The organism is Roseburia sp. 1XD42-69, assembly GCF_003612565.1.
GTDB lineage: Bacteria > Bacillota > Clostridia > Lachnospirales > Lachnospiraceae > Roseburia_B.
Genome location: NZ_RAZG01000211.1, coordinates 1 through 1443 on the forward strand (window position 1 = coordinate 1; position 1443 = coordinate 1443).

At 41.5% G+C, this 1443-nt stretch carries 3 protein-coding genes; all 3 read left to right on the forward strand.

The window, feature by feature from the left end; all coding sequences use genetic code 11:
- A partial coding sequence (locus tag D7Y06_RS26315) for a hypothetical protein (RefSeq protein ID WP_158591505.1) occupies positions 1 to 264 on the forward strand: 264 nt, incomplete at its 5' end.
- 55 nt (positions 265 to 319) lie between these two features.
- Entirely contained in the window at positions 320 to 892 is a 573-nt protein-coding gene (locus D7Y06_RS25140) for a hypothetical protein (RefSeq protein WP_158591506.1), read from the forward strand.
- A gap of 16 nt (positions 893 to 908) precedes the next feature.
- Complete coding sequence (locus D7Y06_RS25145; protein ID WP_120410194.1) at positions 909 to 1205, forward strand: hypothetical protein; 297 nt, start codon at positions 909 to 911, stop codon at positions 1203 to 1205.
- Positions 1206 to 1443: the final 238 nt, after the last annotated feature.

Consider the following 1443-nt stretch of genomic DNA (forward strand, 5'->3'; position numbering starts at 1 on the left):
TTTGGTGTGTCAGCGGCAACAGACGGGATGGTGGAAAGCGACAGGGAGACCGGGAATGACAGGAGCTGGGGTGATTTTGCGTTAGGTTTGGCAGCCCCCGTGGCAGGGCTGGCGGCGGGGATGGATGCAGCGGCAGTCATAGGCCCGTCTGCCTTTACAACGACAGTAGTGCCTGCTATCATAACTGGCGGGGGGATACGGGCTTGCCGGTGCGACGGCGTTATATGTAGAAAACGATATCCGTGCAAGGAACGGAGGGTATAACCTCCTGCCGGATAAGGTGTTTGAGAACAATACGGACAGGTATGAAGAATGCGGCATGATATTGATGCTTGGGAATAATGTCTATATGGAGTACGGGGCAATGAACATGAACCGTATGCCGGGAGGGGACAGTAAGCAGTCGTTGGGCAATAACCAGTCCGTTCAAAAATTGAAAGCCCAAAATAGTTCGTCTGGAAATGGCGGAGGGAATACAGGAAGTGGTGGTGGAACATCATCAAGTGGAAGTGGTGGACAATTACAAGTAGGGGTTCAATTTGGAACAAAAAGTGAGCCCCATTATGAGAAGACAAACGGAAAATGCGAGAGTACGGCAGATTTTATGGTTGATATTGAAAATGTAAACGGCAAATTTTATACTGATAAAGATACAATAGATAAAATAGGTCGGATTGAAGCAAGGGGAGAGGATTTTTCTCTTTTGTATAAAAAAATAATGAGTTCCCGTCCATCTTCTGAAGGAGGAACCTCTATTGTATATAAATATAGTGATGAATTGAGAACAAAATATTTGATTCACGAAGTTACAGATGCCAGAGGATATATTATTCATAGGGACTTTGATGCTGTAAGAATTTCTTCGGAACAATTGATAAACAAGAGACATTAATTAGAAGGAGATTAAAATGTATCGTAATGAAATTAGAAAAGTAATAGAAAAAGTATTAAAAGGCGATATAAATAAACATATATTAATGGAATATTTAATTAATAATTTTGATTGTGAAAAAATATATGATTCAAATGAGGAAGTGGTAACAGATGCTTTTTTTGCTTTAAAACATTATGCTAGTGGAGAAGAAGATGTTGGTGAGGACGAGTGGCTATATTTCCTAGAGTGCTTAACAGGAAGACGTGAATACAATATGGAAGAAAAAATGAGTATCATTACTGAATCTCTTATCAGTAGGATTAAACCATAGTATTACTATCAGGCATTGATAGAATTTTTGAGATTCATAAGATTTACTATTTTATAATATTGCGTAGATTACAGGAGGTTTCCACGGCGCACCCTTACCCCTGGGTGCCGGATACGGGAAGCTTTTGGAAAGTCCCCCTTCGCTTTGCTCCGGCGGAAAAGTGTACTGTATGCCGGAAACCGGCACGAAGGTGTCTTTGTATTTCCCGGATGAGGATGAGCGGAATGCCATAGCCGTC